The sequence below is a fragment of the Synechocystis sp. IPPAS B-1465 genome (genome assembly GCF_003015225.1).
Lineage (GTDB): Bacteria > Cyanobacteriota > Cyanobacteriia > Cyanobacteriales > Microcystaceae > Synechocystis.
This window is the reverse complement of record NZ_CP028094.1, coordinates 2,891,316-2,918,312: the sequence shown is the minus strand read 5'-3', so window position 1 is coordinate 2,918,312 and position 26,997 is coordinate 2,891,316. Positions and strand designations below refer to the sequence as shown.

The following is a 26,997-nucleotide window of genomic DNA, read 5'->3' as shown; positions in this document are numbered from 1 at the left end:
TGAAAACATGGTGCAGTCAACCGTCGAACTTTGGCAAAAAAATCTGCACCGGGCCAAGCAGGCCAGGGATTTAGTTTTCGATTACGCCTTGGGCACCAGTTTAATTACTCTGTTGCCGATCGCCGGTTACTATTCCCTGCGCTTGCTGTTGGTGTTATTTCTGCTGGTGAAGATGTGCCGGGACATTGGTAAGATTTGGCAATTTCCCCGGGGCCAAGACCTGTTGGCGATCGCCGGTAACATTTTTGGGGCCATTGGCGCAGTAATTACCGCCGCTGTGGTTTGGGTCACCCTACTGGCGATCGGGATTTGGGTGCCCTATTTCGACAGTTTTAAAGGCTTTGCGGGGCTGTTTACCCTCACTTGGATGTTGGGCCAAAGCACCAACCAGTACTATGCCAATGGCGCTTTGGGGCATCGTTTCCATCAACCAGTCCAGCCCGACCAGGAGAGCATCAACCATGGGCATCTTTAACCGCCGCCGACTATTGCTGGGGGGAGTGGCCCTGGGGGGAGCATTCACCATAGGCCGGGAGGAACGCCATCGCCAGGAAATCAGGGAATTACAGGCATTAGCCAAAGCCCAAGCGGCCAACACCGACCGCACCAGCATGTTAAATGCCGCCTTTGAAGCGGATGCGGAAAAAATTTACCGGGGCGAGGAAATTATTAACAGTGTTAGGCTCACTCCCCCTATCCTGCCCTACGATCGCCAAATTTCCCAATTGCTGATCCGTTGCAGTAAAATCGCCACCCAGCAATACTTAACTGGGAAAACCATCCCTAGCTACGACGGCAATATTCGCCAGTTACCGGCCTATAGCTCCGACCTGGATGAGTATAAACAAATTGCTTCTTTTCGCGGTAGGGAAGCTCACATTTCCGAATCCGTTGCGGTGCAAATTCCCCTGGATAATACCGGTGACCCCTTAGATAAAACCTGGGACCAAGCGGAAGATTCCCTGGGGGAAACCATTCGTCAAGTGGTCAAAGTAACCCAGGAAATCCCCGTTTACCTGGGTTTTATCCTCAGTTCTCCCCGCCGCAATCTCATTGTTTTTCGGGGTACCCAAACCACCATGGAATGGGTCAATAATCTCCGGGCCCAACAAATTCCCTTCACCGAACGGCGATCGGGGCAATATTTTGGCAAAATTCACCAGGGCTTTATCGAAAATTATCTCCGTATTGTCAGTCCCATTCCGAGGGAAATTGCCCAGCAGTTAGACCCGGCCGTGCCCTGTTACGTCACTGGCCATAGTTTGGGGGCTTCCCTGGCGGTGCTGGCGGCGTTGGATCTAGCGGTTAACCTCCCCAACTTACGGTCCCAGATTCAACTTTATAGCTATGCCTGCCCCAGGGTCGGCGATGTGACCTTTGCCCAACTCCATTCCCGCCAAGTGCCCAACAGTTACCGTATTGTTAACCTCGCAGACGTGATTCCCCTCCTGCCCCCCACTACGGGGTTAGGCACCTATGTCCATGTCGGGCAAAGTTGGAGTTTCCTCAGCCAAGGAGGGGACATCTTACCCAACCATGTGGTGGATACCTACCAGGGAGCAGTGGATAGGGAAGTGGAAACGGATCAGTCCAGAGATTATCCAATCGCCGCCGTTTGATCGTTTTTGAACTGCCCCCCTGACCCCCCCAAGGCTGGGGGGAATTTATCGGTGAACTAAACCAGACCCACTAACTTTTCGCTTAGATCCCACATGCGCTGAGCTTTTTGGGCATCGCTTCCCTGTTCCGAAAGTTCCTGCACAAAGGCTTCCCGGCCCGCTTGTTGACGGTTGCCCCAGCTCCAATGCACCCCAGAATCCTTAAATTTGTCATCGGCCACCACCATGGCCACCCGTTCCCCTGCCAATTCTTGGCTGACATAGCCTTTGGTAACGTTTTTCTGGAACCAGGGAAAAATGGTGCGGAACAAGGAATAGTGATTGCGGAATAGGGGAGTATCGGCTACACAGCCCGGATAGAGAGAATTAAAAACGATGCCCGTTTCTTGGTGGAAGCGACGGTGCAACTCCCTGGTGGTGAGCATATTGCAGAGCTTACTATCTTTATACGCTTTGCCCGATTTGAATTTTTTGTTATTAATCATGGCAATGGGTTTCTTAAAGCCCGCTTCAAACCCTTCAAAGTTGCCCAAATCCGGCGGGGCGGGGATGGGAATTTTACCCCCTAGTTCTTTGCTGTTGGCCGTAACAGTGCCCAAAATGATTAAACGCTTATCTGCATCGGGACAGGCTTTTAAATCTTCCAACAACAGATTGCAAAGCAAAAAGTGCCCCAGGTGGTTGGTCGCCACAGAAAGTTCATAGTCATCCGCTGACCAGAGGGGTTCGTCCAGCAAAGGAAAATAAACCGCCGCATTACAAACCAGAGCTTTGAGGGGACGACCCAATTCCCGAAACTGGGCGACAAAGCGGCGCACACTGTCCAGATAGCCCAAATCCAATTTGATGATGGTGTAGGAATCCTTGGGAAAACCCAATTCATCGGCTACTTTCTGGGTTTTATCCAAATTGCGGCAGGCCATAATCACGTGCCAACCTTTGTCAATTAAAGCTTTAGCTCCGTATAATCCCACCCCGGAGGAGGCTCCGGTGATGATCACCGTGGGTTTCATCGGTTGTTCCATGGATTTATAAATTTTTAATTAATTGTTAGTGGTTAAACTTTGCCATTCTTTAGGATCGCACAATGTTGAAGCCGCTTTTGTGAAGGAGCTTTAAGCAAAATTCAGTTTTACCAATGGTTGATCATGGTGCAGTGGGGGGGCTTTCCACGGGAGCACCTTCGGCAATATCCAATTCAATTTGGGGACCTCGATCAAGGATTTCAATGTCCCATTGTCCCCGTTTAGCGGTTTCAAAAACGATATAGCGACCATCGGGGCTAATCCTGGGATTGCGTACCCACTGGCGATAGTTGAGGGTTAACAGGTCAGTTTTTTTGGTCAGGCGATCGTATAAGGCGATGTCAGGCCGCCCTTGAATGCTGGACAGATAAACCAAATAACGGCCGGTGCGGCTCAGACTGGGACTTTCGGCAATGGTGTTGGCTTGGTTCAATCCCGGTAGGTTGACCAATTGATTGTTGCGCAGGTCATAGACCAGAATTTCCCTGGTGCCGTTGCGGTTAGAAACTAGGGCCAACCAGCGACCGTCACCACTGAGGCTGGGCTGTTCGTCATTGAAGCGGCTATTTAAGCTCTGATCCAATGGCGATCGCCTGACGTTATTACAACCACTGAGCGCTAGGGGGACTAGTATTATTGCCAACCATAACCATGGAGTCCGCCCTAAACTACTCCAAATTCTCACCCTGTTCACTGGGAAAAACTAATAATCAAACCGTTCTTGGTCATCAGCTCCGATGGGGGGCTCTTCGCCATCGACGGGGGAGCGACTAGGGCGTTGACTGCGGGGATTACCACTGCGACTCTGTTCCTGGTTCCTATCGGCAGGGTCCTCGGGAGTGGTGGGGCGGGGAGTTAAATCGGCTTCGTCAATGGGTTGATAGTCCACATAGGCCGCGGGCGGTTCATCTTCGTAGGGACGGGCATTGCGGGGGGCATTTCTCTCCGGGCGATCGCCAAAGGAATCATTGGGGGGATTATTACTAGGACGGGGACGACGGGAAGGGGCCGGATCATTACCAGCTTCGGGACGGGGACGACGGGTAGGCGGCCGACGGCTAGGGGTGGGATCATCCCACACATCATTGGCACCACTCTCCCAACCGGAATAATCGTCTTCGTAACCGTAGTTATCGTTGTAACCAGGGGCGGGGCCGGGTCTTTGGGGGGCACTGCGGCCAGCGGAGGGACGGGAACGGGTTGGTCTGGGGTTGGGGTTAGTGGGGGGAGCGTTACGGCCTTGGGAACGGGGTCTGGGGCGGGCTTCCGCTTCTCCATAGCCATCGGGACGGCCACTGCGGGCATCATCGTCATAACCCCTCAGGCGGCGATTATTGCGGGCCACGGGTTCATCTTCCGGTTCCAACTGATCCAATTCCGCTTCCGTATAGACCCTGGTTTTGCTCACCCGGCGATCGTCTGCGTAGGGGGCACTGCGCCGGGCCTGTTCGGTGGTGATGCCCCGCAAACGAATGGTTTCAGCGGCAAAAAACACGGTGGAACCACTTAATAGAAGTTGTCCAAATTGTAAAATCGGGTCGAGCCGCCAACCTTGGAATAGCAAAATTAGTCCACACAGTAAGCCCACAGCGGAGAAAAAGATGTCGTAATCCCGGGACACCTCCGGCCGCACTGAGCGCAGGAAATAGAGCCCGGCCCCGGCCACTGCAAGAAAAATACCAAGGATGCTAGCTGAATTAAGCCCGAAATTTACCATTACCTTGAAAGCTTGTGTTTCTCTGCTCCATGGTAGCCGATTCTGTTGATGGCCGAAGGGGTCTAAATGTTGGCGATCGCCATTTTGATCTTTTCCGATTCCAAGCCCTGGCCAATGACCACCAAGCGGGTTTGCCTGCTATCTTCTTCTGTCCAGAGGCGATCATAAAAATAATCAAATCGTTGCCCAACTCCCTGGAGTACTAGGCGCATTGCTTTTTTGGGCACGGCGACAAAACCCTTAATGCGATAAATCTCATGGTCTTGCACCAAATCAGTTAAACCTTGAACCAAATGCGCCGGGTCAAATTCCTGGTCTAGGGCCACATACACCGCATTAATATCCTCATCGTGGTCGTGGTCTTCTTCATGGTCATGGTGACTGGGGCGACTGTCCAGGTTGTCTTCCACCGCCGCATTAAAGCCGAGGAGAATTTCTGGACTAATTTGCCCTTGGTGACAGGGCACCACTTTGACTCCTGTGGGTAACTGGTCACCTAACCAATTTTCCAGCCGTTGTTGATCCCCATCCCCCAACAAATCGGTTTTGGTCAACAGCACCATATCCGCACAGGCCAACTGGTCTTCAAACAATTCTTCAATGGGAGTTTCGTGGTCGAGGCTATCATCGGCCTGCCGTTGGGCTTCCAAAGCTTCCAAATCCCCTACCATGGCCCCCCTGGCGAGGGCATCCCCATCTACCACAGTAATTACTCCATCCACCGTGGCCCCAGTGCGAATTTCTGGCCAACGAAAAGCTTGAATGAGAGGTTTGGGCAGGGCTAAGCCGGAAGTTTCCACCACAATGCAGTCAATTTCCTCTCGCCGCTCCAACAAAGCCTGCATGGTGGGCAAAAATTCCTCCTGCACAGTGCAACAGAGACAGCCATTGGCCAATTCAACAATCTTGGGGGCTTCATTGCTTGCCGGAAAGATTTGATTGCCGTCCTCGTCACATACCCCGCAACTGCGGAGAATATCCCCATCAATGCCCACTTCCCCAAACTCGTTGACTAACACTGCAATGCGTCGCCCTTGGTTGTTTTGTAATAGGTTCCTAACCAAGGTGGTTTTGCCAGAGCCGAGGAAGCCAGTGACTACGGTAACGGGGATTTTGTGCATGGATTTCGTAAAAATTTGTAAAAATTAAATGGTGGCTATCTAGGGGCGGATCTTTAAGTTTAGCCGTGGTTTTCCCCTCGACAAAAGGTCATGATGGATACAAGCTCTTTTTCCCACTATCTATTTGCCCATGGCAATGCTTCTTTCCTCCCCCTCCAGTGACCTAGTCACCATGACACCAGCGGAACCAGTGGTGGCCATGGAAAATCTCAGTCATTTCTACGGCACTGGCAATCTCCGCAAACAAATTTTATTTGATATCAATCTCCGATTGGACGAAGGGGAGGTGGTGATCCTCAAGGGGCCTTCCGGTTCGGGAAAAACAACATTGTTGACCCTGATGGGGGGGTTACGGTCGGCCCAGAGCGGTAGTTTGCGGGTGTTTGGTCAAGAGTTAAATGGAGCAAAAAAACAGGATTTGGTTCAGGTCCGCCGTCACATTGGCTATATTTTCCAAGCCCACAATTTGCTCGAATCCCTCACTGCTAGGCAAAATGTACAGATGGCCATCGAACTACACCCCCAATACAATGCTCAACAGGCGAAAGAGTTGTCCATTGCCATGCTGGAGGCGGTGGGACTAGGAGCTCACATTAACTACAATCCCCACAATCTTTCCGGTGGACAAAAACAACGGGTGGCGATCGCCAGGGCATTAGTAAGTCATCCCAAAATGATTTTGGCCGATGAACCAACGGCGGCCTTGGACAGTAAATCGGGCCATGACGTGGTGGAGTTGATGCGAAAATTAGCCCGAGAGCAGGGGTCTACTATTTTGATTGTCACCCATGACAACCGCATTTTGGACGTGGCAGACAGGATTATTCAACTCGAAGATGGGCAACTTTGTGCCGACCCAGGGGAGTGAAGATTAATTAACCGACATTAAAAACTTAGTTAAAAGCTCCATATAATAAGTGTGGCTAAATCCCAAATTAAATCATAGAAATATTTAGGATTAGTCAAAGCTTATTTGCCAAGTTTTAATTGTGCTTTAATTTGTCTCAAAACTGCGGGCATAGGGACATTACCAGGTAAACCCCAGAGAGGCAAAGGCATAGCATTAAACTTAACTAACCCATAAACCCCTCACCTTGGAACTTAGCCGTGATTACATGACCCAGGAGCCCTACCAAATTCTACTGATTGAAGATGATTCAGCAACGGCAGCCATGGTTGACCATTGCTTCGGACCGTCGATTGTATCCCCTTTGGTGGAACGTCTACCGGTACAAATTACGACGGTGTCAAATTTGGCTGAGGCGGTGGACATTTGCCAAGATCGAGAGTTTGCCGTGGTTTTATTAGATCTATTTCTATCGGAACTCCAAGGCATTGATACCCTAATTAAAGCCCGCACAATTTTCCCCGACCAATCCATCATTGTCTATAGCCAAAGTGAAGATGAGCATTTAGTTATTCAAGCGTTCCAGCATGGGGCCGATGGCTATTTACGACTGAAAAATCTCGACAGTTATTTGCTTTATTATGAATTACTATCGGTTTTAGAAAGAAATATTTATCGTCGCAAGAGTGAAAATCAACGAAACTTAGCCAGCCAACAGAAGGAATACAGCGCCCTGGAAACCTTAATTAGCTCCACCACCAGCGTCACTGCCCGGATGTTTGGTTCTGATACCATCAAAGATTCCTTTCCAGAATTATTTGGGGAGTTGAAACAAACCTATGGAGAGTTGTTAGAATTAGCATTGGATCAACGCGCTTTTAGGGTAGACCATAATCTTTCTGAGCGCTTGAGAAATTTAGCCGATCGCCTAGGTTTTATGAAAGCCAGCCCCAGGGATATTATCGAAATCCACACCACCGTCCTAAAGGAAAAGAATCACAATATTAATGTAATTAAATCCCAAGCCTACGCCACCGAGGGCAGATTGATAGTATTAGAATTAATGGGCTATTTAGCAAGCTTCTATCGCAAATACTATGTCAGCTTGAATAACTTAAATATTTCCTCGCGTATTTCACCACGATTTCCCCCCAAAGATAGTTCTTAAATTAATTATCTTTGCTTGATTGTTTAGTTGTTTAACTATAACCTATTACACTTTGTTTTAACTAGATTAATAATCCATTATTTGATTGTTTTATTTAAATTTCCTTTAATTCAGGTTACTGACCCCAGATTAATTGAGCTAGATTTAAGCATTGGCTTTATTTGTTATCAGCGATGGATATGAATAGGATTGTGTTAAGACTTTATATCACGGGTAATTCGGTGCGTTCTCAGCAGGCGATCGCCAATATTTACCGCATTTGCCAAGAAGATCTAGGGGATCAGTACAATGTTGAAATCATTGACGTGTTGGAACAGCCTCAACGGGCGGAAGAGGAAAAAATCATGGTCACCCCCACCTTGATCAAACAATTGCCCCCTCCCCTACAGCGGATTATCGGCGATATGTCCAATACGGAAAAAGTTTTGCTGGGATTAGATATTGTGCCCGAAGGTTTGCAGGTTCGTTTGCCGGAGGATTAACCGCTATCCCCTAGGCGGTGGGCCGATATTAGGTGATTATTAAAAACCAGGGCGAAAATTTTGCCCCCATTCCTCTGGCGATCGCCAAAGCTCCAGTTTTTTCCCAATTATGTTGTCCAACTCCGACCAGCACCGCGCAGTTCAGGCCCTCTACAACACCTATCCCTTCCCCCCCGAACCCCTGCTACAGGAACCACCTCCGGGTTACAACTGGCGCTGGCAATGGACTGCGGCCCATAATTTTTGTTTAGGACGGCGGCCGGCTAATCAAAAGGTTCGCATTTTGGATGCGGGTTGTGGCACTGGAGTCGGCACGGAATATTTAGTCCACCTCAACCCGGAAGCGGAAGTTCATGCCGTGGACATCAGTGAAGGGGCTTTAGCCGTTGCCCAAACAAGGTTGCAAAAGTCCGGTGTGGTTTGTGATCGGGTGCATTTCCACCATTTATCCCTGGAAAATCTGGCCCATCTTCCCGGACAATTTGATTACATCAATTCCGTCGGTGTACTGCATCATTTGCCCGATCCAGTGGCTGGAATTCAGGCCGTAGCGGAAAAATTGGCCCCCGGTGGTTTATTCCACATTTTTGTTTACGCTGAAATCGGCCGCTGGGAAATTCAACTCATGCAAAAGGCGATCGCCATCCTACAGGGGAAAAAACGGGGCGATTACCAGGATGGGGTTGCGGTGGGTCGAGAAATTTTTGCGAGTTTGCCGGAATATAACCGTTTAGTGAAAAGGGAAAAAGAGCGTTGGTCCCTGGAAAATCATCGGGATGAATCCTTTGCGGATATGTATGTCCATCCCCAAGAAACGGACTATAACATTGATACGTTATTTGAATTAATCGACTCGGCTGGACTGGAATTTTTGGGCTTTTCCAACCCTGATTATTGGCAACTAGATCGCCTGTTAGGCAAAGCACCGGATTTAATGGAACGGGCTAAAGATTTAAGCGAAAAGGAACGATATCGTCTAATTGAATTATTAGACCCCGAAATTACCCACTACGAATTTTTCTTGGCTAAACCCCCCATACAAATTAGTGATTGGACGGACGATCAAACCTTACTCAAAGCCCTGCCCAATCTTCATCCTTGCCTGACTGGTTGGCCGAGCCGCAGTTTATTTGACTATAACTATCAGCCCTTAGAGTTAACCGAAGAGGAATTTAAGTTTCTCCAGGCAGTAGAAGCTCAGACAGAAATTCAAGCAAACGTGGAAAAAGTTCTAACCGACCTAGGCGATCGATCCATCGACTTGGCATTGGTGCGGAGCCTGCAAACTCGGCAACTACTGACCCTCGGCAACTCATAGGGGCTGCTTTTACGACTTCTCGATGCCCTGAAATTGGGAAGATAAACTGAAACTTCGCAGACGGGGGCTAAGGACTAAAATTGAAAAGTCCCCCTGGTTGCACAGAGGAAATTGCCATGGTTCAGGTCGTTGATGATCCGAAATCACTGCCGTTGAATATTCCCGAAGAACTGGCCCTACAGGTCACGCCGGCCCAATTTGCCATTTTAGCGGCGGAAAATCGAGATTTAAGGCTTGAACGTACAGCAACAGGAATATTAATTGTGAATCCCCCCACTGGTGGCGAATCGGGTAATCGTAATTTTCATTTGACTACTCAACTCGGTATCTGGTGTGAAGCTAACGATCGCCTTGGGGAAGGGTTTGATTCCTCCACGGGGTTTGAGTTGCCCAATGGGGCCAATCGATCGCCGGATGCATCTTGGGTTACTAAGGCGCGCTGGGAATCCCTCACCCAGGAACAACGACAAGGATTTATGCCCCTTTGTCCCGATTTTGTAGTGGAATTGCGTTCTAAAACCGACAGCCTCAAAAAATTGCAGGAAAAGATGCAGGAATATATGGAAAACGGCGCTCAGTTGGGCTGGCTGATTGACCCCCAAAATAAAAAGGTGGAAATTTACCGCTCTGGACAGCCAGTAGAAATATTAGAAAATCCCAGCAACCTATCCGGAGAAACTATTTTGCCAGGGTTTACCCTATCTCTGCAAAGAATTTTTTCCAGTTAATACTGGCCAACTTTAATCTATAAAACCCCTTTGGAACTGGGAATGGTATCAGCCCGACGGGGGTCAACCTCGATCGCCATACGCATGGCCCGAGCAAAGGCTTTAAAGGTCGCTTCGATAATGTGATGGGAATTAATGCCGTCAAGCTGGCGGATGTGGAGGGTCATTTGACTGTGGTTCACCACGGCCACAAAAAATTCCCGAACCAATTGGGTGTCGTAGGTACCCACCCGTTCCGTGGGAATTTGTAGGCCATAGCTGAGGTGGGGCCGCCCGGAAAAGTCTAAGGTCACCTGCACCAAAGCTTCATCCAAGGGAGCAATGAAATGACCAAAACGATTAATGCCCCGGCGATCGCCAAGGGCTTCAGCTAAGGCTTGACCAAGGGTAATGCCCACATCCTCGTTAGTGTGGTGGTCGTCAATTTCAATATCTCCGGTGGCGTTCACTTCCAGGTCAATCAAGCCGTGGGAGGCAATCTGGTGCAACATATGATCCAAAAAAGGCACCCCCGTAGCCACATGGCACAAACCACTGCCCATCAAATTCAAACTCACCCGCACATCAGTTTCTTTGGTAACTCGATGTACCGCCGCCGCCCGGGGGGGAAAGTTGGGGATCAGCAGGGAAGGGGTGGATGACTCCGGCATGGGGAAAAGATTGGTGAAATTGAGTGGCAATGGCTTTTTTCAGAACAGCCTTAATCCATTTTAAAGGTAAAGAGAAGATTGCCAAAAGTTAGAGTCTGTTTTCCCAAAACTCCAGTATTGCGGTCGCTTGATTGGGTCAGTTTACAGGGCTGATCAGATCTGGCTAACAGATTATTGAAAAAATGAGCAAATCTAGAAGCTATTCTGAGTGACTCATCCGTTTGAGCGGCCGGCCGAGAAAGGGGCATAATGTGCCCAGGTTGTTTACTCACTAATTTCCCCTGCCATGATTGAGGTTGAACATCTCAGCAAAGTTTACGGTTCCACCACTGCCATCCAGAATGTGGACTTTTCGGTGCAAAAAGGCGAAATTCTCGGTTTTTTGGGGCCCAATGGAGCGGGGAAAACCACCACCATGCGGATTTTGGCTGGTTACATTCCGGCCACTACCGGGACAGTGCGGGTGGCAGGGTTTGATGTCCATGAACAATCCCTGGCGGTACGAAAGCGCATTGGTTACCTACCGGAAAATCCTCCCCTCTATGGGGATATGACTGTGGCCAGCTTTTTAAACTTTGTGGCTAGCATTAAGGGCGTTAAACCAGGCGATCGCCGGCAAAGGGTGATCTGGGCCATGGAACGGTGCCAGTTAACGGAAAAACGCAAAGTCCTAATTCGCAAGCTGTCCAAGGGTTTTAAGCAACGGGTGGGCATTGCCCAGGCCATTGTCCATGATCCAGCGGTGATTATTTTGGATGAACCCACCGTGGGTCTAGACCCGAAGCAAATTATTGAGGTGCGTAATTTAATTAAAAGTTTGGCAGAGGACCATACTATTATCCTTTCCACCCATATTTTGCCGGAGGTGAGCATGACCTGTGACCGGGTGACCATCATCAATCAAGGGCGGGTGGTGGCCACCAATACCCCGGACAATTTACTGGCGGAGCTAAAAGGAAATCTCAGTTATCAGTTGGAAGTAGCTGGGGCAGAAGGAATGGCGATCGCCCATTGTTTACAGTCCTTGCCCGGTGTGGAAGAGGTGCAAACTAAAACCCACCCCCAACAGCAGGAACGCCAACAAATTTTGGTGCGGAGTAATCAACTGGAAGAACTGGGGCAACAATTAGCCCAGGCGATCGTCACCCAGGGTTGGGATTTATACGAAATGCAACGGCTACGCCCCACTTTGGAAGATGTGTTTTTAAATCTGATTACTAGCGAGGCGGTGGACGAAGAAATGGCCGTGGAATTGCCCGAAGAAAAACCCGAAAATCCAGAAGAAAGCAATAAAAATTCAGAAAATGCTCAGTAATCGCTGTCAGCAACGCAAATTCCCTTGCATTTAATACCATTACTGGCGGTGCGGCGACAATGGGGACAAAGAATGGGTTCCGAATCCGACGAGGAAGGTGATGATCCTTGGCGATCGCCAGTTTGGGAAGTGGTTCTGTCGGAATGATCGGTGGCGGAGACAACCATGAAATAAGTTAAGTAATACTGTTTGGGCTTGGTTTCGCTTTTACCATTGTGCCAAGGGATGAATTTTCTCGCATGGGCTCTAATCAGATTCCTGTTCTTCCCGGATCTGACTGTGGCAATTGAGGTCAGTCGTGTAAAGACTAACCAGGCGAGCAACAAAAATAACCGAGTACATTTGACCGACAATGGCTTCCATGTTGGACAATCCCATGGCAATGGAATCCGTAGGAGTTATGTCACCGTAGCCCAGGGTGGTCAAGGTCGTAAAGCTAAAATAGAGCAAGATGAAATTATTAATCCCATCACTTTGTAATTCGTTAAAATTAGTGGGGGAAATAATATAGGATATCCGGTAGAGTAAAAACCAAAAGACTCCAATCAGTAAATAGACACTGATAGCTCCTAATAAAGCATTTTGGTCTACTTTCTGGACCTTATTCAATTGTTGGCTAATGGTAATCACTGCCGCCCCGAAGAACACCGCATAGACTATATCCGCCCAAGTAAAGAGTCTTTGGGAAATGGTGGGATTACTAATCAACAAAGTTAATAAATCACAGCCCAAGGCGATCGCCACTAGTCCCCGTAGAAAAGTTTTCCAAAGAGAGCTGATGGCCATATTTTTTACCATTACCAAAATAGTCACCGTGAACAAGATGGAAGTAATAGTTCCCCCCATTCTCGTTTTCACAAACATGGTAAAAAATAGTAATAAAACAATTGACCAAAACAGATTGCGGTAATGCCAGTTATCAAGATTTTTCTGTCGATATTTGCCAAACATAAATCCCTGGCTCCGTGGCCATCAAGCATCTAATCAACATTGATGCAGACGGCGGCCATTTGTAAAGCTAATAAACGGCTTTCCAAGCGATGGTGGGGAGATAATTGGGCCAATACCGGCAACCTTTGCAAACGAGCCTGGACTTGCCCCTTGGCCCCCACCAAAAAAACTTCCCTTTGTTTGGCCAACGCATCTTTGAGCATGGTTTCGATCGCCAGTAGGGCAGTGACGCCCAAGCGGGGTACCGTGGCCAAATCGAGGATGAGCACATCGTAATTTTCCACAATGGCTAACCTGCGGGCAATGGATTTCGCCGCCCCAAAACTCATGGGCCCACTGAGATGGAACATAAAAATGCGACCATTGGCTGCCCGCAAAATTTGTTGTTCTTCCTCTAGTAGCCAGTCCTCCCCATCGGCCCTGGTTACGCTTTTAATCGATTCGAGTTGAAGATCGGTCAAATTTTTCACAGTGAACAGATTGGCCACAAAGACCCCCACCGCCACCGCCGTAATCAAATCCACAAAGACGGTCAATCCCAGCACCAAGTACATTAACCCCGCTCCTTTGGTGGAAAGTTGGTGGGCCCGCTTGAGAAAACTCCAATCGACAATGTCAATACCCACTTTGATGAGAATGCCGGCCAAAACAGCGTGGGGAATGGGTTCTGTCAACTGTCCCGCTTTAAGGACAATCATTAACAAAATCAACGCATGGATCATCCCGGCGATCGGAGTTTTGCCACCGGAATTGATATTAATCACCGTCCGCATAGTGGCCCCAGCCCCTGGCAAACCACCGCATAGGCCCGAAACAAGATTGCCAATGCCCTGCCCTACTAATTCGCGATCGGAATCGTGATGACTGCGACTAATGTTATCTGCCACCAGGGAAGTCAGCAAAGAGTCTAGGGAACCCAGCACCGCCAACATGATGCTGTAAAGCAACATTTGTTGCAAACTACCCCAACTGAGATAGGGCAAATGAAGGCTGGGCAAACCAGAGGGAATTTCCCCAATGCGGGGTAGAGATACATTCCCGAAAAAAATCATTGAAATTATCGTTCCCAGCACCAGGGCGATCAGGGGAGCGGGCAAAATCCGGTTAAGGCGGGGCGGAGAAAAAAAGACGATCGCCAGGGCAATCAAGCCCAAACCCAGGGCGGCAAAATTAACATCGTTGAGATAAGTGGGAATTGCTTGCAGGGAAGGCACTACCCCAGGGGCTGTTTGGTGGCCCAACAGGGGTGCAATTTGCAAAATCACAATGATCACGCCAATGCCGGACATAAAACCGGAAATGACGGTGTAGGGCATAAAGGTGATGTATTTACCCAAACCGAGTAAGCCTAAAACTACTTGAAAAATCCCGCCAAACATCACCACCGTGAGAGCCATGGCCCAGCCATTTTCTGGATTACTAGCGGTTAAATTAGCAAAAGTGGAAGCCATCACCACCGTCATGGGCCCCGTGGGGCCGCTAATTTGGGCTGGCGTTCCCCCAAATAGAGCAGCGAAAAATCCCGTACAAATAGCTCCGTACAGTCCCGCAATGGGCCCAGCTCCCGAGGCAACCCCAAAAGCCAGGGCTAAAGGTAGGGCTACGATCGCCGCTGTGATGCCACCGAAAATATCCCCCCGCAGATTATCGAAACGAAGTCCATGGACAAAACGGGTGGGGGAAAGCAGGGTAGTAGCCATGGAAAAGGAAGGGGAATTGCATCAAGATTGCTAATCGTCAGCATAGACCAGGGTTATGAATCTGGAACCCACAACCATCAGCATTTCCGGACAGGAATTAAGTTCTACCCCCGTCCACGTCCCCCATTACTAAATTCGATTAATCGAGAATTGGATAATGGCTATTTTTTGAGTGCCAAAGTCATGCCGTCCCCCAGGGGAATCACACTGATCCGTACCCGTTCATCCTGGGCTAGGTCACGGTTAAATTGTTGTAAAACTTGGGTTTGGGCTTCTTGGGGGTCAACTTCCGTCACTTTTCCATGCCAGAGCACATTGTCAATAACCATCAATCCTCCCCGCCGCAGTAAATTTAAGCCGATTTCGTAATAGCGGGGATAGTTCCGTTTATCGGCATCAATAAAAATTAAGTCAAATTCAGGCAACGGTTTGCCCTGGGTCAACTGCTCTAATGTTGCCAGTGCTGGCCCCAACCTTAAACTAATTTTTTCGGCCACCCCAGCCTTTTGCCAATACTTTTTGGCGATCGCGGTAGCGTTGGGGTCTTGGTCACAGGCAATAATTTGACCATCGGGAGGAAGTTGCAAAGCCATGGCTAAGGCACTATAACCCCGAAAAACACCTATTTCCAGTACCTGTTTTGCCCCGGTTAAACTGATTAACAAACCAAGAAATTGGGCTTGCTCTGGGCTAATTTGCATGGGGGCACCGGGTAAATGGGCCGTTTCCCGCCGCAATTGTGCTAGATAGAACGAATCATCTGCACTAATGCTTTGCAGATAGGAATAAAGACTAGGATCAAAACCGGTGATGCCCTTACCCATGGTCTTTCCTGTTAAATTCTATGGCAACCTATGCCAACAAATTGGCGTATTTTTCCACCGCTTGGCGGGGATTTTCTGTCCGTTGCGCCTGAATTTTTTCATAGCATTCCCGTTCAATGGCGCTGGGATTTTTCGGAGCAGTGATGATTAGGCGTACTAACTGGTCACCACGGCCCTGTTTAGGGTTCGGCCAACCTTTCCCTTTTAACCGCAGGGATTGGCCGGATTTGACTCCTGCCGGGACTTTCATTCGCACCATGCCATCGGGGGTCGGTACACTAATATCGGCCCCCAACACCGCTTCGTCCGGGGCGATCGCCAATTCACAGACCAGGTTATCCCCTTCAAATTGGAAAAATGGATGGGGGGTCAGTTGCAAGTTGAGATACAAATCCCCCCTTTGACCGTAAGGACTGGCCATACCTTTGCCCCTCACCCGTACTCGACTGCCATTTTTCGCTCCGGCGGGAATCCGCACAGTGACCATTTCTTCCCCTAAGTTGAGACGTTTTTCCACTCCCCGAAAAGCTTCCGCCAAAGTTAACTGTAGGGTTGCTTCCCGATCGCCTGCGGGGGCCTGGGCATTGCCAAAACCACCAAAGTCATTAAAGCCAGGGCCGCCGGTGGAATAGCTGTAGGAAGTTCTCTGACCGCCGCCACCGGGGGTATTGAAGCGTCCCAACAGTTCATTAATAAATTCGTCAAAATTGCCGTACTGGCTAAAGTCAAAGCCACCAAAATCCACGCCGACTCCAGGGCCGTAGCTGCCACTGGGTTGTCCTGCCGTGCCAGCCTGTTGCCAATAGCGGCCAAATTGGTCATATTTCTGGCGTTTTTCGGGGTCAGAAAGCACCTCATAGGCTTCGCTAATTTCCTTAAATTTTTCCTCCGCCGCCTTATCCCCAGGATTTTTGTCAGGATGATATTTCAGTGCTAATTTACGAAACTGCTTTTTGATTTCAGCTTCTGAAGCGGTTTTGGTCACTCCCAAAATTTGGTAATAGTCTTTGAAATCTGTTGATGCCATACAAGTGTCCCTCCTGTGACCTGAAACTGCCGCCCTGGAGCAAAGCCAGGAAAAGTTTATCCAAACCGGCTATGGAGTTGATCAAACTGCCCCAGCCTTACCCCTAACTAACTTACTCTAACAAGAAGTCCCGTCGGAGTTTGGCCGGTTCCCCCGATTCGGTTTTGCCCCCCGATACCAATGGACCAAGGTTTGGGGAGAAACCCCCAGATGATAGCCCGCCACCACCAGCTGGTTAATGGCCGTAGTCCGCAGTAGCCCCAGCTTTTGCCACCGCCGTCCAGATGTAATCACTTTGCCCCCGGCGATCGCCACCTTGCCCCGTTGTTTTCCCAGTTTTTGCATAAATTGGTAATCTTCCATAATGGGCAAATCAGCAAACCCTCCCAACTGTTGAAAATCTTGCCGTTGGATAAATAAACCTTGATCGCCATAGGGTTTTTGGGCGTAAATGGAGCGCCAAAGAATTAATTTTTCTAGCCAACGATAGGGTCTACCGGGGAGATCAATAGTTAAACCAAAAGCTCCGGCTATGTAACTAGAATTGGTTAATATCTCAGCAATTTGAGTAAAAAAGTCATGGGGCAAAATACTATCTAAATGTAAAAATAATAACCATTCACTCCTAGATAAACTAGCACCATAATTCATTTGGTTAGCCCGCCCTGTTTGGGGACTAATAAAAACGTGTAAAGGTAAAGAATCAGCATAGGTCTGGCATAACTCCACTGTGCTATCCTGACTGCCCCCATCAATAATTAAAATTTCTATCCGTTGATCCTCGGTAAATTGTCCCAAATATTGTCTGGTATTTTCAGTCGGAGACTTTTGTAAAATTTTTGCTTCATTAAACACGGGAATAATAATACTCAACTGGGGACGGTCGGCCATGAATAATCCTAGGAGAACAACTTTTTGATTAAATTCATTTTTTTGCCATAGGGAGAATAGCGTAAATTAGTTTCCCCCCAAAAGGGTCGTCGTAAAATGCTTTTATAATTGCTCAATGTGTCAAAAGTAGCCTTGCCATGGTAGCGTCCCATACCACTTTCTCCCACCCCACCAAAGGGTAAGTCTGTCACAGTTAAATGAAGCAAAATATCGTTCAAACAAACACTACCGGAACTGGTAGATTGCAAAATTTCCTCCTGTTTTTGCCGATTATTGCTAAAAAAATAAAGTGCCAATGGTTTAGGTTTGATGTTAATAAAATCTATTGCTTCTGACAAACTCTGATAAGTTAAAATTGGCAAAATTGGGCCAAATATTTCCTCTTGCATTAAGGGAGAATTTAAATCTGGATCGATGATTAAAGTTGGGGCAATGTAGCGATCGCCTTCGTTATGATCTCCCCTTGTAATTACTTTGCCATGGCTTAATAAACTAACTAACCGTGACCATTGTTGTTGGTTAACAATGCGAGTGTAGTCAGGGCTATGGGCTGGATTTTCCCCGAAAAGCATCTGAATTGCCTGTTGTAAAGCTGGTAAAAGTTGTTCTAAGCAGGATTGCTCCACCAATAAATAATCCGGTGCCACACAGGTTTGGCCAGCATTGACTAGCTTGCCCCACATAATGCGTTTGGCTGTTTCCTGGAGGTTGATTTCCCTATCCACCACACAGGGAGATTTACCCCCCAATTCCAACGTAACTGGGGTTAATTGCTCTGCCGCAGCTGCCATAATTAACCGACCCACCCTAGGGCTGCCGGTAAAGAAAATATGGTCAAATTTTTCCTGTAACAATTGTTGGCTAATGGTTTCATCTCCCTCCACCACTGTTGCCCAAGCCGGGGAAAATACATTTTGGATTAATCTGGTAATTACCCCACTAATAGCTGGAGTATATTCCGACGGCTTTACCACCACACAATTTCCAGCGGCGATCGCCCCGATCAAGGGCATTAAACAAAGATAAAAAGGATAATTCCAGGGGCTAATAATTAGCACTACACCAAGGGGTTCTGGTCTTAACTGGGCACTGGCAGGAAAAACCATCAGATTCGTACCTACCCGTTGGGGCTTAGACCATTGCTGAAGATGTTTTTGATAATAATTAATTTCCCTAATTACCCCCAAAATTTCGTTTACATAGCTTTCAAAGGTGGGCTTACCAAAATCTTGCTTAAGGGCCTTAATAATTTCCTCTTCCTGGGCTTGAATTTGCGTTTTTAATTTTGCTAGAGCTGTTAATCTATCTTGGACTGATTTAGTTTTGCCCTGACGAAAAAAGTCCCTTTGCTCAGCAACAACAGTTTTAGCAGTATTCATAATGTTAATTATGCTTTAGTAACGCACACAAGTTATTGATAACCTAACCCAAGTTATTATGGCACTTCTAACTGTTTTTCTAAAGTCTCCACCGCTTCATAGAGAGCTTGAAAGTTTCCTTGACCAAATCCTTTTGCCCGGTGGCGGCGTTCAATAATTTCCCAAAATAGAGTGCCTACTCCATAGCAAGGCTGACTAAAAATTTGTAGCAGTAATCGCTCCCCCGTATTATCTTGATCATCCAGCAAAATTTCTAGGCACTGTAAGGTATCCCAATCCAAACTTGCATAATTAAAATAGCTACTGTTTCTTTGCTGTTGATAATAGCCAGTGGGGATTTTTAAAAAATTTACGCCCCTTTCCCGCAGATGAGCCACAGTTCGCGTAATACTCGTAGTGGAAAAAGCGACATGTTGAATACCAGCCCCATGGTTATTGGCTAAAAAAGTTTGAATTTGGGAACTGTTATTGGTGGGACAATTGAGGTTAAATTGGACTTTCCCATTGGCACTGGCCAGGGCTTCGCTATACAGACCAGAATGGGGCGTATTGACAGTAAAACTCTGCTGCACCGACCAGCCAAACACCTGTTGATACCATTGGGAAGCCTGGGTAAATTGATCGGCGGCAATGTTTAGCACCACATGGTCGATGGTCGTTAAACCAACACCATGCAATGTTTTATTCTGATTTAGCTCAGAACGAACAGGATAAATGCTATGGTGCACATCTCCCCAGAGCAAAAAAGTTAATCCTTCTGCTTTAGTCAGAGGATGAATAACTGGTGTGGTTTCTATCTGTAATTCTGATAATTGATGCTGAATTTTTTGCCAATTGGCCACCTGCCAAGCGACTTCACCTACGCCGGGGGGATGTTTCTGGAGATAGTCGGCATATCTACTCAAACTAGATTCCGATGCCGAAATTAGCAGAAGTATTTGCCCCTGTTGGTAGATGCCAGTAATTCCTTGGTCAGTAATAATTTTATTTACGCAAGTGAAACCCCATTGACGTTGATAACAACGATGAGCTGACTGATAATCGTCAACGTATAAATGAAGATAGTCGAATTCCATAATTACCTAGGAGATTGTGGACTTCAAACTAAAGGCTTTATCCCCGTTAATAAGCCAAAACGCACTAATCCCCGTTCATAGCCCCATTTCATTAATCGTAAACACAGGGCGGCATTGATAATTTTTGGCCCCGCTTGCCCCAAGGCCCACAACACCCGGGGATCGAACGCAGACTCAATCACCCGGTCCCAAAAAGGTGCCACCGCCACTGACCAATCGGCAGTCTTAATTTCCCCAAACCCACATTCCCTGGCGATCGCCTCGTAGTCCGGCAGGGAAACCACATAGGGCAAACAGTAAACGTCATAGATGGCTTGGAGATGGCGACGTTCATCGGCAGTCAGGGGGCCATTGCCGGGATCAATGGGACGATGACACCAGGTCGCTAAAATCAGACGGCCACCTGGTTTAAGTACCCGCCAAGCTTCTTGTAAAAACTGAGCTTTGTTGGGCATGTGCTCCCCACTTTCCAACGACCAAACCCAGTCAAAGGAATCGGAAGCAAAGGGCAAATCCAAGGCATTGGCCACCTGAAACTGGCAGGTTGAGCCCAACCCCAGGGCCCTGGCCCTTTCCCCCGCCCGTTCCACCTGCACTGGGGAAAGACTAGCCCCCATCACTTCTGCTTGGTGTTGCTGGGCCAAGTACAAACTACTGCCGCCAATGCCACAGCCTAAATCGAGAATTTTTCGTGGTTTGGCGCTATTTTGGGGCACTGCCCAGGCCAATAGTTCTTTGATCAGATCAATTTGAGCCTGGCGGCGATCGATCCGATAGGTGCCGTGGGGACCGTAGTAGCCGTGGTGCATATGCTCACCCCAAACGTCTTCCCAGAGACCGCTGGAGTCGTCGTAGAAATTTTTAATTTTTTCGTAGAGGTCTGCACTGGCAATGGTGGCGCTGGCCATGGTAAGCAAAGAGAAATAACAATAGAATGCTAAGAACAGGGCGTGCTTAGGCCTAACATGGTAAACCATTTATCATTTTGAGCTTCACTTGCCATACACCCCGATGATGAACCATAGGCATTTTTTAGTATGTTGATTTAGGCTTTCTGCTTTACCAAAAACGACGTTGTTGTTTTAAAAAGACCCGAGCGCAATTTCTACCGGGCATACCTGATATGGAGCCACCGGGATGGGTACCCGCCCCTGTTAAGTAAAGATTTTTGATGGGGGTTTGGTAGTTGGCAATTTCCGGTAGAGGCCGGAGGAACATCATTTGGTCCAAACTCATATCCAGATGATAGACATTGCCGTTGTAACTTCCCAGCCGTTGGGCCAGTTCGGCGGGACTTTCCACTCGGCGACCAATGATCAGAGATTTTAGGTTAGGGGCATAGTCCGTTAATTTATCAATCACCCGATCCGCCACTTTTTCCTTTAACTCATCGGTCCAACCTGTGCCCATTAACCCTGTCCCTTCCAACCCGGCGATGCGGTAGGGGGCAAAAAATTCGATCCAGAGGGTGTGCTGCCCAGGGGGGGCCATGGTGGGGTCCAATACAGTGGGAATATCCAAATATAAAGACGGATTAGCATCGGGAATTTGCCCCAAGGCAATGAGGGCGTGGGCTTCCTCGACATGGCGTACCGAGTCGGCAATCAAAATAGTTCCCGTTAGATCCTCCGGCCCGGCCATGGCAGTGAAGTGGGGTAAACCGGAGAGGGCACAATCGATTTTTAAAATGGCTTCGTTATTGTTCACAGTGCGCCGTTCCAGTCGTTCCCCTAGGTTTTGATTCACCTTGGCTAGGGCCCCCGGTTCCACCAATTGCAAAAATAAACGGCGGGCATCGATGTTAGAAATCACGCCTTTTTTGGCCCGGTACTGTTCTCCGTTAGCTACCTCCACCCCGATCGCCTGGTTGTTTTCCACCAATACCCGTTTGACGGTTTGGTCAGTGAGGATTTTTCCCCCTTGGGCTTGCACTAACTTCACCAAGGCTTCTGTGAGGGCTCCAGTGCCTCCTTTTGGTCTGGCAATTCCCTCCAAATGCCGCATGGCCACCATCATCATGCCGGAGCTACTACCCTTTTGGGATGGGGGAGCGCCAATTTCCGAACATAGTCTAGCTAAAGGAGCTTTAACCCGTTCGCTGTCGAACCATTCATTGAGCACATCTTCCGGGGAGCCGATCATAGTGCGGATAAAATCCAACGCCTTGGTTTTCGACCCGGCGATCGCCAGCACGGATTTTAAGTTTTCCCAACCATAGTTCAGGGCTAAATCTAGTAAAGCCTGGGGCGGAGCATTAAAAGCAGGCTGGACAGCGTTGAGCAAATCCGTCCAATAATTGACAAATTGCCGATATTTTTCCGCATCTCGGGGGCTATAGGTGGCAATGTGGGCACAGGTTTTTTCTAGGGAACGGTAGCTCATAAAAGCTTGGCCATCCAGCCCCGGACAAAAAACACTGGGGTCACAAAATAAATATTCCAAACCATACTGGGCTAAATTTAGCTCCTGCAACACCGGCCCCAGAAAGATAAATTCGTGGTCAATGGCACAGCGGTTAAAGCGAAACTGGGGGGATAGCTCCGGCATGAGAGCTTCTGTGGTGGCCGCCCCCCCTGGTACTTCCCGCTTTTCTAGTAACGTCACCCCCAAGCCCCGTTGGAGCAAATAGGCTGCACAGACTAAGCCATTGTGCCCCGCCCCAATAATGACAACATCGGTGGTGATCATAAAAAAATTGGCCTCGACTTCGGGTAGAACATTTTATCCTGACCGTGGCGATCGCCTGGAATGAATTTTTCCCTGGGCAAGGTATTGATGAGGATCGTGCTCCACTAATCCCCGGCGATGGAAGTTAATTAATACTTCCCGGTAAATATTCTTTTTGGTAGAAAAACTAACGCAACTGGGCTACCACTTGATTTTCCAGTAACAGCTTTTGCTGCAACAAATCCTCCACCGTCAGACGCAGGTAGCGCTGGTCATCTACCCAAAATTTGACCTTGATGCGATCGCCACCGGGCACCCCAGGGGGAGAAAGTTGGGCAATTTGTCGGGCCCCATTGCGGTCATTGAGGGGTTGGACCGTGAATGCTTGATTTTCTAAAACCCTGGTAATTAACTGATTACCGTCAAAGTAAACTTCCGTAGCCCCAATGCTGGAACCTAGTTCCCCCACAATTAATTCAATGCTGGGCTGATTATCCAAGGAAGCGCCTAGGGTTAATTCAATGGGTTCGGCCATGGGGTAGGTTTGCCCATTTTTAATAATTGGGTGCCAATTATGGCTATTTTTACGCCGATTCCAATACCTAACTCCGTAGCTATGGTAGAGATAATCCTGCACCTCACGGCCTTGGTAAATTTGCAACGCTCCCAAGGCGATCGCCCCAAAGGGTTGTTGATTGCGAATTTTACCGGCGGGAAATTGGGCGTTAATCCAATCCTGCACCATGGGCAATTGACTGGTGCCCCCCACCACCAACACTGCATCCAGGTTAGCGGGAGTCAAACCTCGCCGTTGGGCCGTTTGCTGAACCTGTTCCCACAGGGCTGTTAATCGTTCAAAAAATTGCCGTTGTTGCAAAATTTCTGTTAAGTCCGATCGCCGTAGTTGAAATTCATAGGATTCCAGGGCTTGATCGTCGAAGTAAACCTCTGTGGCTTCTTCCGCTTCCCCTAGGGCAATTTTCAATCTTTCCGCTAATCGTCTAATCCAGGGGGAAACCTGTAAACCCTGAGCCTCGGTGAAATATTCACTAATCCAATAATCGATGTCACTCCCGCCCAAATTGGCCCCCGCTTTCGCCAATACCTTGGCCAGGGCTGATTTTTCCTCCGCTTTAGAACCCCCAAGAATACCGCCCCATTTGAGCAAAAATCCCGAACGACCCTTTTGTCCTCTGTCCCCCAATTGCACCCAGGAAAAATCCACCGTTCCCCCACCAAAATCCAACACCAAGATTTGACTGGCATCCCCCACTCCGTAACCCAATGCGGCGGCGGTCGGTTCATCCACCAGGCGTACTTCTTCCACTCCCCAACTGCGACAGGTGTGACTCAGCCAATGGCGATAGGATTCAAAGCTATCCACCGGCACCGTTAAAGCCAAACAATCCGGCCCTTGACCCTCCTGCTCTGTCAATATTCGGATCAATTTATCTAAATACCACTGCCCCAATGTCTCTAAGGACAAGGTATGGCCATCCAATTGGGGCAAAAATCCCTGCACTGCCACCCCAATGCCCCGCTTAAAGTTCTTAAAAAACCTGGTATCCGTAGAAATATCCCTGCCCCGATCCAGCACTTCCCTGGCGATCGCCACTTGGCCGAGGGCGGCATTTTCCACATATAGCAAACTGGGAACCAAAGGGCCACTATCCCCCAGGGGATGGCTCAGGGAGGGGAGGTCAATTAAATTTCCCTGACGGGTTGCTTCATTCCAGCGAGCAATGACGGTATTGGTAGTACCAAAATCAATGGCGTAGGGCACGACAAAACCAGAGATGAAGGAAAACGCCTTGGATTATAACCTGTTCCCATGGGCCAGATTTCGACCAGCAGCATGGGTCTAACCTTCAACCCAGTGGGGGGCGGGAGCGGATCAAGTATCATGGGAAAGGGCTGAATTCCTTCGTCTGAAAACTTTTTGTAAACACAATCCATGGCCAAAACCGTAGTTTCCCCCGATACCATTGCCCTTCCCCGTACCAGTGAGTCGGAGCAACTAAAAAAAATCCGCCACACCACTTCCCACGTCATGGCCATGGCGGTGCAGAAACTTTTTCCCAAAGCCCAAGTGACCATTGGTCCCTGGACGGAAACGGGGTTTTACTACGATTTTGATGTGGCAGAACCGTTTACAGAGGCAGATTTAAAGGCCATCAAAAAAGAGATGGTGAAAATCATCAATAAAAAATTGCCAGTAATTCGAGAAGAAATTAGTCGGGAAGAGGCTAAACAAAGAATTGAATCCATCCAAGAACCCTACAAATTAGAAATCCTCGACAGCATCCACGAACCCATCACCGTTTACCATCTGGGGGATCAATGGTGGGATCTTTGTGCTGGGCCCCATTTGGAATCCACGGCGGACATTAATCCCAAGGCGATCGCCTTAGAAAGTGTGGCCGGGGCCTACTGGCGGGGGGATGCCAACAAAGCTCAGCTCCAACGGATTTACGGTACTGCTTGGGAAACCCCGGAACAATTGGCGGAATACCAACGGCGCAAGGAAGAAGCTCTCAAAAGAGATCACCGTAAATTAGGCAAAGAATTGGGGCTATTTATTTTTGCTGACCCAGTGGGCCCCGGTTTACCCCTCTGGACTCCCAAGGGGACCATTATCCGCACCATTTTGGAGGATTTTCTCAAGCAAGAACAAATTAAAAGGGGTTATTTGCCCGTGGTTACCCCCCACATCGCCCGGGTAGATCTATTTAAACAATCGGGGCATTGGCAGAAATACCAGGAAGATATGTTCCCCATGATGGCGGAATCTCCCGAGGAAGCGGCGCAGGAAATGGGCTTTGTGCTTAAACCGATGAACTGCCCTTTCCACATTCAAATTTACAAGAGTGAACTGCGCTCCTATCGGGATTTGCCCCTACGGTTAGCGGAATTTGGTACTGTTTATCGCTACGAGCAATCGGGGGAACTGGGGGGATTAACCAGGGTGCGGGGCTTTACGGTGGACGATTCCCATTTATTCGTTACTCCAGATCAGTTAGACGAGGAATTTTTGAGCGTAGTGGATCTGATTCTGACCGTGTTTAAAAGTTTGCAACTGAAAAACTTTAAAGCCCGCCTCTCTTTCCGGGATCCAGAATCCGACAAATACATTGGCTCCGATGAAGCTTGGGAAAAGGCCCAGGGAGCTATCCGTCGGGCGGTGCAGGAATTAGAGATGGATTATTTTGAAGCCCCAGGGGAAGCGGCTTTCTACGGCCCCAAACTAGATTTCATTTTCCAAGACGCCCTGGAACGGGAATGGCAACTGGGCACCGTGCAGGTGGATTACAACTTACCAGAAAGGTTTGATTTGGAGTACATTGCCGCCGATGGTTCCCGCCAACGCCCTGTAATGATTCACCGGGCCCCCTTCGGTTCCTTGGAAAGGTTAATCGGCATTTTAATTGAAGAGTATGCGGGGGATTTTCCCCTCTGGTTAGCTCCCATTCAAGTTCGCTTACTGGCGGTGAGTGATGAGTTTTTACCCTTTGCCCAATCCATTGTCCAACAAATGCAATCTTTGGGTTTACGGGCCGAAGTGGATACCAGTGGCGATCGCCTAGGAAAAATGATCCGCAATGCGGAGAAGCAAAAAATCCCGGTTATGGCGGTAATTGGAGCGAAGGAAGTGGAAGCTAATGCCCTCAATATCCGCACCAGGGCTTCGGGGGAATTGGGGGAAATTCCTGTAACGGAAGTGTTGGAAAAATTGCAAGCAACGGTCACCAATCACGATACTTGGTAGGGTTAAATATCGCTCAAAGCAACTTTTTTGACAAAGTTAGCCAAAATTTTTAGCCCCAGGGTGGAGGATTTTTCCGGGTGGAATTGCACCGCCATCACATTATCCTTGGCGATCGCCGCTGCGATGGTTTGACTGCCGTGGGTGGTACTAGCGGCAATTACCTGGGGATCAAGGGGAGCCATGTAGTAGGAGTGGACGAAGTAAACTTGGGGTTCCGGGGGTAAATCTTGCCAGAGACATAAATCCGGTTGGTTAAACTGCAATCCATTCCAGCCCATGTGGGGAATGGTCAGTCCCGGCTCGGAACGGAAATGTTTCACTTGTCCGGGAATAATGCCCAGCCCCGTTTCCTGGCCTTCTTCAGAACTGTCAAATAGCAGTTGGGAACCTAAACAAATGCCCAAAAAAGGAATTCCCTTGGCGATCGCCGTTTTGAGCACCTCTTCCAAACCCCTGGCCCGCAAATGCTGCACCGCTGGATCAAAGGAACCTACCCCCGGCAGGACAATAGCCGTAGCACCGTCGATAACGTGGGCCTGGTCCGTTACCAGGGGATTGCCTCCCACTTTCTCCAAACCCTTACAGACGGAGTGGAGATTGCCCATATCATAATCAACGACGGCGATGTAACCCATGGGAAAAAAGACGCAAAGTAGGACAGAGTTAGACCATTGATGATCGGACCTAACCCCCGTCTAGCCATTGTACGCAAAGTTGACCGCTCCC

Annotated in this window: 26 protein-coding genes; 10 read left to right on the top strand and 16 right to left on the bottom strand. The window is 48.6% G+C overall.

Annotation, left to right across the window (positions count from 1 at the left end; genetic code table 11):
* Positions 1 to 7 precede the first annotated feature (7 nt).
* Together C7I86_RS13725 and C7I86_RS13720 are read left to right on the top strand one after the other, a co-directional pair.
* Positions 8 to 475: a hypothetical protein gene (locus C7I86_RS13725; RefSeq protein WP_010873810.1), complete on the top strand. Its 468-nt coding sequence runs from the start codon at positions 8 to 10 to the stop codon at positions 473 to 475.
* Positions 462 to 1,619, top strand: a complete 1,158-nt coding sequence (locus C7I86_RS13720; RefSeq protein WP_020862043.1) for a DUF2974 domain-containing protein — start codon at positions 462 to 464, stop codon at positions 1,617 to 1,619. The genes C7I86_RS13725 and C7I86_RS13720 overlap by 14 nt, the downstream gene beginning before the upstream one ends.
* Positions 1,620 to 1,675: 56 nt before the next feature.
* Here the strand turns inward: C7I86_RS13720 and C7I86_RS13715 are convergent, their stop codons facing one another.
* The 4 genes from C7I86_RS13715 to cobW all read right to left on the bottom strand — a co-directional run bounded on the left by C7I86_RS13715 (position 1,676) and on the right by cobW (position 5,482).
* The gene (locus C7I86_RS13715) at positions 1,676 to 2,644 is read right to left on the bottom strand and encodes a protochlorophyllide reductase (protein ID WP_010873808.1); all 969 of its coding nucleotides are present in this window, start codon (positions 2,642 to 2,644) and stop codon (positions 1,676 to 1,678) included.
* A gap of 121 nt (positions 2,645 to 2,765) precedes the next feature.
* Positions 2,766 to 3,287 carry a PD40 domain-containing protein gene (locus C7I86_RS13710; RefSeq protein WP_199303413.1) on the bottom strand — a complete coding sequence of 174 codons (522 nt, stop codon included), beginning with the start codon at positions 3,285 to 3,287 and terminating at the stop codon, positions 2,766 to 2,768.
* 60 nt (positions 3,288 to 3,347) lie between these two features.
* A complete protein-coding gene (locus tag C7I86_RS13705; protein WP_010873806.1) occupies positions 3,348 to 4,361 on the bottom strand; it encodes a Ycf66 family protein in 1,014 nt (337 codons plus the stop codon).
* 62 nt (positions 4,362 to 4,423) lie between these two features.
* Positions 4,424 to 5,482: a cobalamin biosynthesis protein CobW gene (cobW, locus tag C7I86_RS13700; protein ID WP_010873805.1), complete on the bottom strand. Its 1,059-nt coding sequence runs from the start codon at positions 5,480 to 5,482 to the stop codon at positions 4,424 to 4,426.
* A gap of 130 nt (positions 5,483 to 5,612) precedes the next feature.
* Here cobW and C7I86_RS13695 point away from each other — a divergent pair, with 130 nt between their 5' ends.
* The 5 genes from C7I86_RS13695 to C7I86_RS13675 all read left to right on the top strand — a co-directional run bounded on the left by C7I86_RS13695 (position 5,613) and on the right by C7I86_RS13675 (position 10,025).
* Positions 5,613 to 6,350, top strand: a complete 738-nt coding sequence (locus C7I86_RS13695) for a DevA family ABC transporter ATP-binding protein (protein WP_010873804.1) — start codon at positions 5,613 to 5,615, stop codon at positions 6,348 to 6,350.
* Positions 6,351 to 6,576: 226 nt separating this feature from the next.
* Positions 6,577 to 7,497: a response regulator gene (locus C7I86_RS13690; protein WP_223211295.1), complete on the top strand. Its 921-nt coding sequence runs from the start codon at positions 6,577 to 6,579 to the stop codon at positions 7,495 to 7,497.
* A gap of 173 nt (positions 7,498 to 7,670) precedes the next feature.
* Positions 7,671 to 7,979: a circadian clock KaiB family protein gene (locus C7I86_RS13685; RefSeq protein ID WP_010873802.1), complete on the top strand. Its 309-nt coding sequence runs from the start codon at positions 7,671 to 7,673 to the stop codon at positions 7,977 to 7,979.
* A gap of 109 nt (positions 7,980 to 8,088) precedes the next feature.
* The gene (locus C7I86_RS13680; RefSeq protein WP_010873801.1) at positions 8,089 to 9,297 is read left to right on the top strand and encodes a bifunctional 2-polyprenyl-6-hydroxyphenol methylase/3-demethylubiquinol 3-O-methyltransferase UbiG; all 1,209 of its coding nucleotides are present in this window, start codon (positions 8,089 to 8,091) and stop codon (positions 9,295 to 9,297) included.
* A gap of 116 nt (positions 9,298 to 9,413) precedes the next feature.
* Entirely contained in the window at positions 9,414 to 10,025 is a 612-nt protein-coding gene (locus tag C7I86_RS13675) for a Uma2 family endonuclease (protein WP_010873800.1), read from the top strand.
* 17 nt (positions 10,026 to 10,042) lie between these two features.
* On the opposite strand, the gene hisB is transcribed toward C7I86_RS13675, so the two are convergent.
* On the bottom strand, positions 10,043 to 10,675 hold the full coding sequence (hisB, locus tag C7I86_RS13670) for an imidazoleglycerol-phosphate dehydratase HisB (RefSeq protein WP_010873799.1): 633 nt from the start codon (positions 10,673 to 10,675) through the stop codon (positions 10,043 to 10,045).
* A gap of 286 nt (positions 10,676 to 10,961) precedes the next feature.
* Here hisB and C7I86_RS13665 point away from each other — a divergent pair, with 286 nt between their 5' ends.
* A complete protein-coding gene (locus C7I86_RS13665) occupies positions 10,962 to 11,990 on the top strand; it encodes an ABC transporter ATP-binding protein (protein ID WP_010873798.1) in 1,029 nt (342 codons plus the stop codon).
* A 24-nt stretch (positions 11,991 to 12,014) separates the two neighbouring features.
* The gene (locus tag C7I86_RS19420) at positions 12,015 to 12,137 is read left to right on the top strand and encodes a hypothetical protein (protein WP_255347036.1); all 123 of its coding nucleotides are present in this window, start codon (positions 12,015 to 12,017) and stop codon (positions 12,135 to 12,137) included.
* A 99-nt stretch (positions 12,138 to 12,236) separates the two neighbouring features.
* Here C7I86_RS19420 and C7I86_RS13660 read toward each other — a convergent pair whose 3' ends face one another.
* The 10 genes from C7I86_RS13660 to C7I86_RS13615 all read right to left on the bottom strand — a co-directional run bounded on the left by C7I86_RS13660 (position 12,237) and on the right by C7I86_RS13615 (position 24,288).
* Positions 12,237 to 12,854, bottom strand: a complete 618-nt coding sequence (locus tag C7I86_RS13660; RefSeq protein WP_223211294.1) for a potassium channel family protein — start codon at positions 12,852 to 12,854, stop codon at positions 12,237 to 12,239.
* Between the two features lie 116 nt (positions 12,855 to 12,970).
* Entirely contained in the window at positions 12,971 to 14,641 is a 1,671-nt protein-coding gene (locus tag C7I86_RS13655) for a SulP family inorganic anion transporter (protein ID WP_010873796.1), read from the bottom strand.
* A gap of 161 nt (positions 14,642 to 14,802) precedes the next feature.
* On the bottom strand, positions 14,803 to 15,465 hold the full coding sequence (locus C7I86_RS13650) for a class I SAM-dependent methyltransferase (protein WP_010873795.1): 663 nt from the start codon (positions 15,463 to 15,465) through the stop codon (positions 14,803 to 14,805).
* A 28-nt stretch (positions 15,466 to 15,493) separates the two neighbouring features.
* A complete protein-coding gene (locus tag C7I86_RS13645; RefSeq protein WP_010873794.1) occupies positions 15,494 to 16,492 on the bottom strand; it encodes a DnaJ C-terminal domain-containing protein in 999 nt (332 codons plus the stop codon).
* A 117-nt stretch (positions 16,493 to 16,609) separates the two neighbouring features.
* Positions 16,610 to 17,383, bottom strand: coding sequence for a TIGR04283 family arsenosugar biosynthesis glycosyltransferase (locus C7I86_RS13640; protein WP_010873793.1), 774 nt, complete (start codon positions 17,381 to 17,383; stop codon positions 16,610 to 16,612).
* An 8-nt stretch (positions 17,384 to 17,391) separates the two neighbouring features.
* Positions 17,392 to 18,762: an aldehyde dehydrogenase family protein gene (locus tag C7I86_RS13635; RefSeq protein ID WP_010873792.1), complete on the bottom strand. Its 1,371-nt coding sequence runs from the start codon at positions 18,760 to 18,762 to the stop codon at positions 17,392 to 17,394.
* A gap of 56 nt (positions 18,763 to 18,818) precedes the next feature.
* The gene (gene hppD, locus C7I86_RS13630) at positions 18,819 to 19,838 is read right to left on the bottom strand and encodes a 4-hydroxyphenylpyruvate dioxygenase (RefSeq protein WP_010873791.1); all 1,020 of its coding nucleotides are present in this window, start codon (positions 19,836 to 19,838) and stop codon (positions 18,819 to 18,821) included.
* A 23-nt stretch (positions 19,839 to 19,861) separates the two neighbouring features.
* Positions 19,862 to 20,746 carry a methyltransferase domain-containing protein gene (locus tag C7I86_RS13625; RefSeq protein ID WP_014407146.1) on the bottom strand — a complete coding sequence of 295 codons (885 nt, stop codon included), beginning with the start codon at positions 20,744 to 20,746 and terminating at the stop codon, positions 19,862 to 19,864.
* Between the two features lie 151 nt (positions 20,747 to 20,897).
* Positions 20,898 to 22,526: an NAD(P)/FAD-dependent oxidoreductase gene (locus C7I86_RS13620; protein ID WP_010873789.1), complete on the bottom strand. Its 1,629-nt coding sequence runs from the start codon at positions 22,524 to 22,526 to the stop codon at positions 20,898 to 20,900.
* Between the two features lie 166 nt (positions 22,527 to 22,692).
* Positions 22,693 to 24,288 (bottom strand): Hsp70 family protein, encoded by a 1,596-nt coding sequence (locus C7I86_RS13615; RefSeq protein WP_010873788.1) that lies wholly within the window; start codon positions 24,286 to 24,288, stop codon positions 22,693 to 22,695.
* Between the two features lie 171 nt (positions 24,289 to 24,459).
* Between C7I86_RS13615 and thrS the strand changes: the two genes are divergently transcribed.
* Positions 24,460 to 26,271, top strand: coding sequence for a threonine--tRNA ligase (gene thrS, locus C7I86_RS13610; protein ID WP_010873787.1), 1,812 nt, complete (start codon positions 24,460 to 24,462; stop codon positions 26,269 to 26,271).
* A gap of 2 nt (positions 26,272 to 26,273) precedes the next feature.
* On the opposite strand, the gene hisH is transcribed toward thrS, so the two are convergent.
* Entirely contained in the window at positions 26,274 to 26,906 is a 633-nt protein-coding gene (hisH, locus tag C7I86_RS13605) for an imidazole glycerol phosphate synthase subunit HisH (RefSeq protein ID WP_010873786.1), read from the bottom strand.
* Positions 26,907 to 26,997: the final 91 nt, after the last annotated feature.

Bases quoted from the DNA above. Each gene is read 5' to 3' on its own strand.
- C7I86_RS13655 (WP_010873796.1), bottom strand. From the start codon at position 14,641: ATGGCTACTACCCTGCTTTCCCCCACCCGTTTTGTCCATGGACTTCGT.
- C7I86_RS13620 (WP_010873789.1), bottom strand. From the start codon at position 22,526: ATGATCACCACCGATGTTGTCATTATTGGGGCGGGGCACAATGGCTTA.
- C7I86_RS13685 (WP_010873802.1), top strand. From the start codon at position 7,671: ATGGATATGAATAGGATTGTGTTAAGACTTTATATCACGGGTAATTCG.
- C7I86_RS13715 (WP_010873808.1), bottom strand. From the start codon at position 2,644: ATGGAACAACCGATGAAACCCACGGTGATCATCACCGGAGCCTCCTCC.
- hisH (WP_010873786.1), bottom strand. From the start codon at position 26,906: ATGGGTTACATCGCCGTCGTTGATTATGATATGGGCAATCTCCACTCC.
- C7I86_RS13660 (WP_223211294.1), bottom strand. From the start codon at position 12,854: ATGTTTGTGAAAACGAGAATGGGGGGAACTATTACTTCCATCTTGTTC.
- C7I86_RS13680 (WP_010873801.1), top strand. From the start codon at position 8,089: ATGTTGTCCAACTCCGACCAGCACCGCGCAGTTCAGGCCCTCTACAAC.
- C7I86_RS13705 (WP_010873806.1), bottom strand. From the start codon at position 4,361: ATGGTAAATTTCGGGCTTAATTCAGCTAGCATCCTTGGTATTTTTCTT.
- C7I86_RS13625 (WP_014407146.1), bottom strand. From the start codon at position 20,746: ATGGCCAGCGCCACCATTGCCAGTGCAGACCTCTACGAAAAAATTAAA.
- C7I86_RS13645 (WP_010873794.1), bottom strand. From the start codon at position 16,492: ATGGCATCAACAGATTTCAAAGACTATTACCAAATTTTGGGAGTGACC.
- hppD (WP_010873791.1), bottom strand. From the start codon at position 19,838: ATGGAATTCGACTATCTTCATTTATACGTTGACGATTATCAGTCAGCT.
- C7I86_RS13665 (WP_010873798.1), top strand. From the start codon at position 10,962: ATGATTGAGGTTGAACATCTCAGCAAAGTTTACGGTTCCACCACTGCC.
- thrS (WP_010873787.1), top strand. From the start codon at position 24,460: ATGGCCAAAACCGTAGTTTCCCCCGATACCATTGCCCTTCCCCGTACC.
- C7I86_RS13635 (WP_010873792.1), bottom strand. From the start codon at position 18,762: ATGAATACTGCTAAAACTGTTGTTGCTGAGCAAAGGGACTTTTTTCGT.
- C7I86_RS13675 (WP_010873800.1), top strand. From the start codon at position 9,414: ATGGTTCAGGTCGTTGATGATCCGAAATCACTGCCGTTGAATATTCCC.
- C7I86_RS13720 (WP_020862043.1), top strand. From the start codon at position 462: ATGGGCATCTTTAACCGCCGCCGACTATTGCTGGGGGGAGTGGCCCTG.
- C7I86_RS13650 (WP_010873795.1), bottom strand. From the start codon at position 15,465: ATGGGTAAGGGCATCACCGGTTTTGATCCTAGTCTTTATTCCTATCTG.
- C7I86_RS13640 (WP_010873793.1), bottom strand. From the start codon at position 17,383: ATGGCCGACCGTCCCCAGTTGAGTATTATTATTCCCGTGTTTAATGAA.
- C7I86_RS13725 (WP_010873810.1), top strand. From the start codon at position 8: ATGGTGCAGTCAACCGTCGAACTTTGGCAAAAAAATCTGCACCGGGCC.
- cobW (WP_010873805.1), bottom strand. From the start codon at position 5,482: ATGCACAAAATCCCCGTTACCGTAGTCACTGGCTTCCTCGGCTCTGGC.
- hisB (WP_010873799.1), bottom strand. From the start codon at position 10,675: ATGCCGGAGTCATCCACCCCTTCCCTGCTGATCCCCAACTTTCCCCCC.
- C7I86_RS13695 (WP_010873804.1), top strand. From the start codon at position 5,613: ATGGCAATGCTTCTTTCCTCCCCCTCCAGTGACCTAGTCACCATGACA.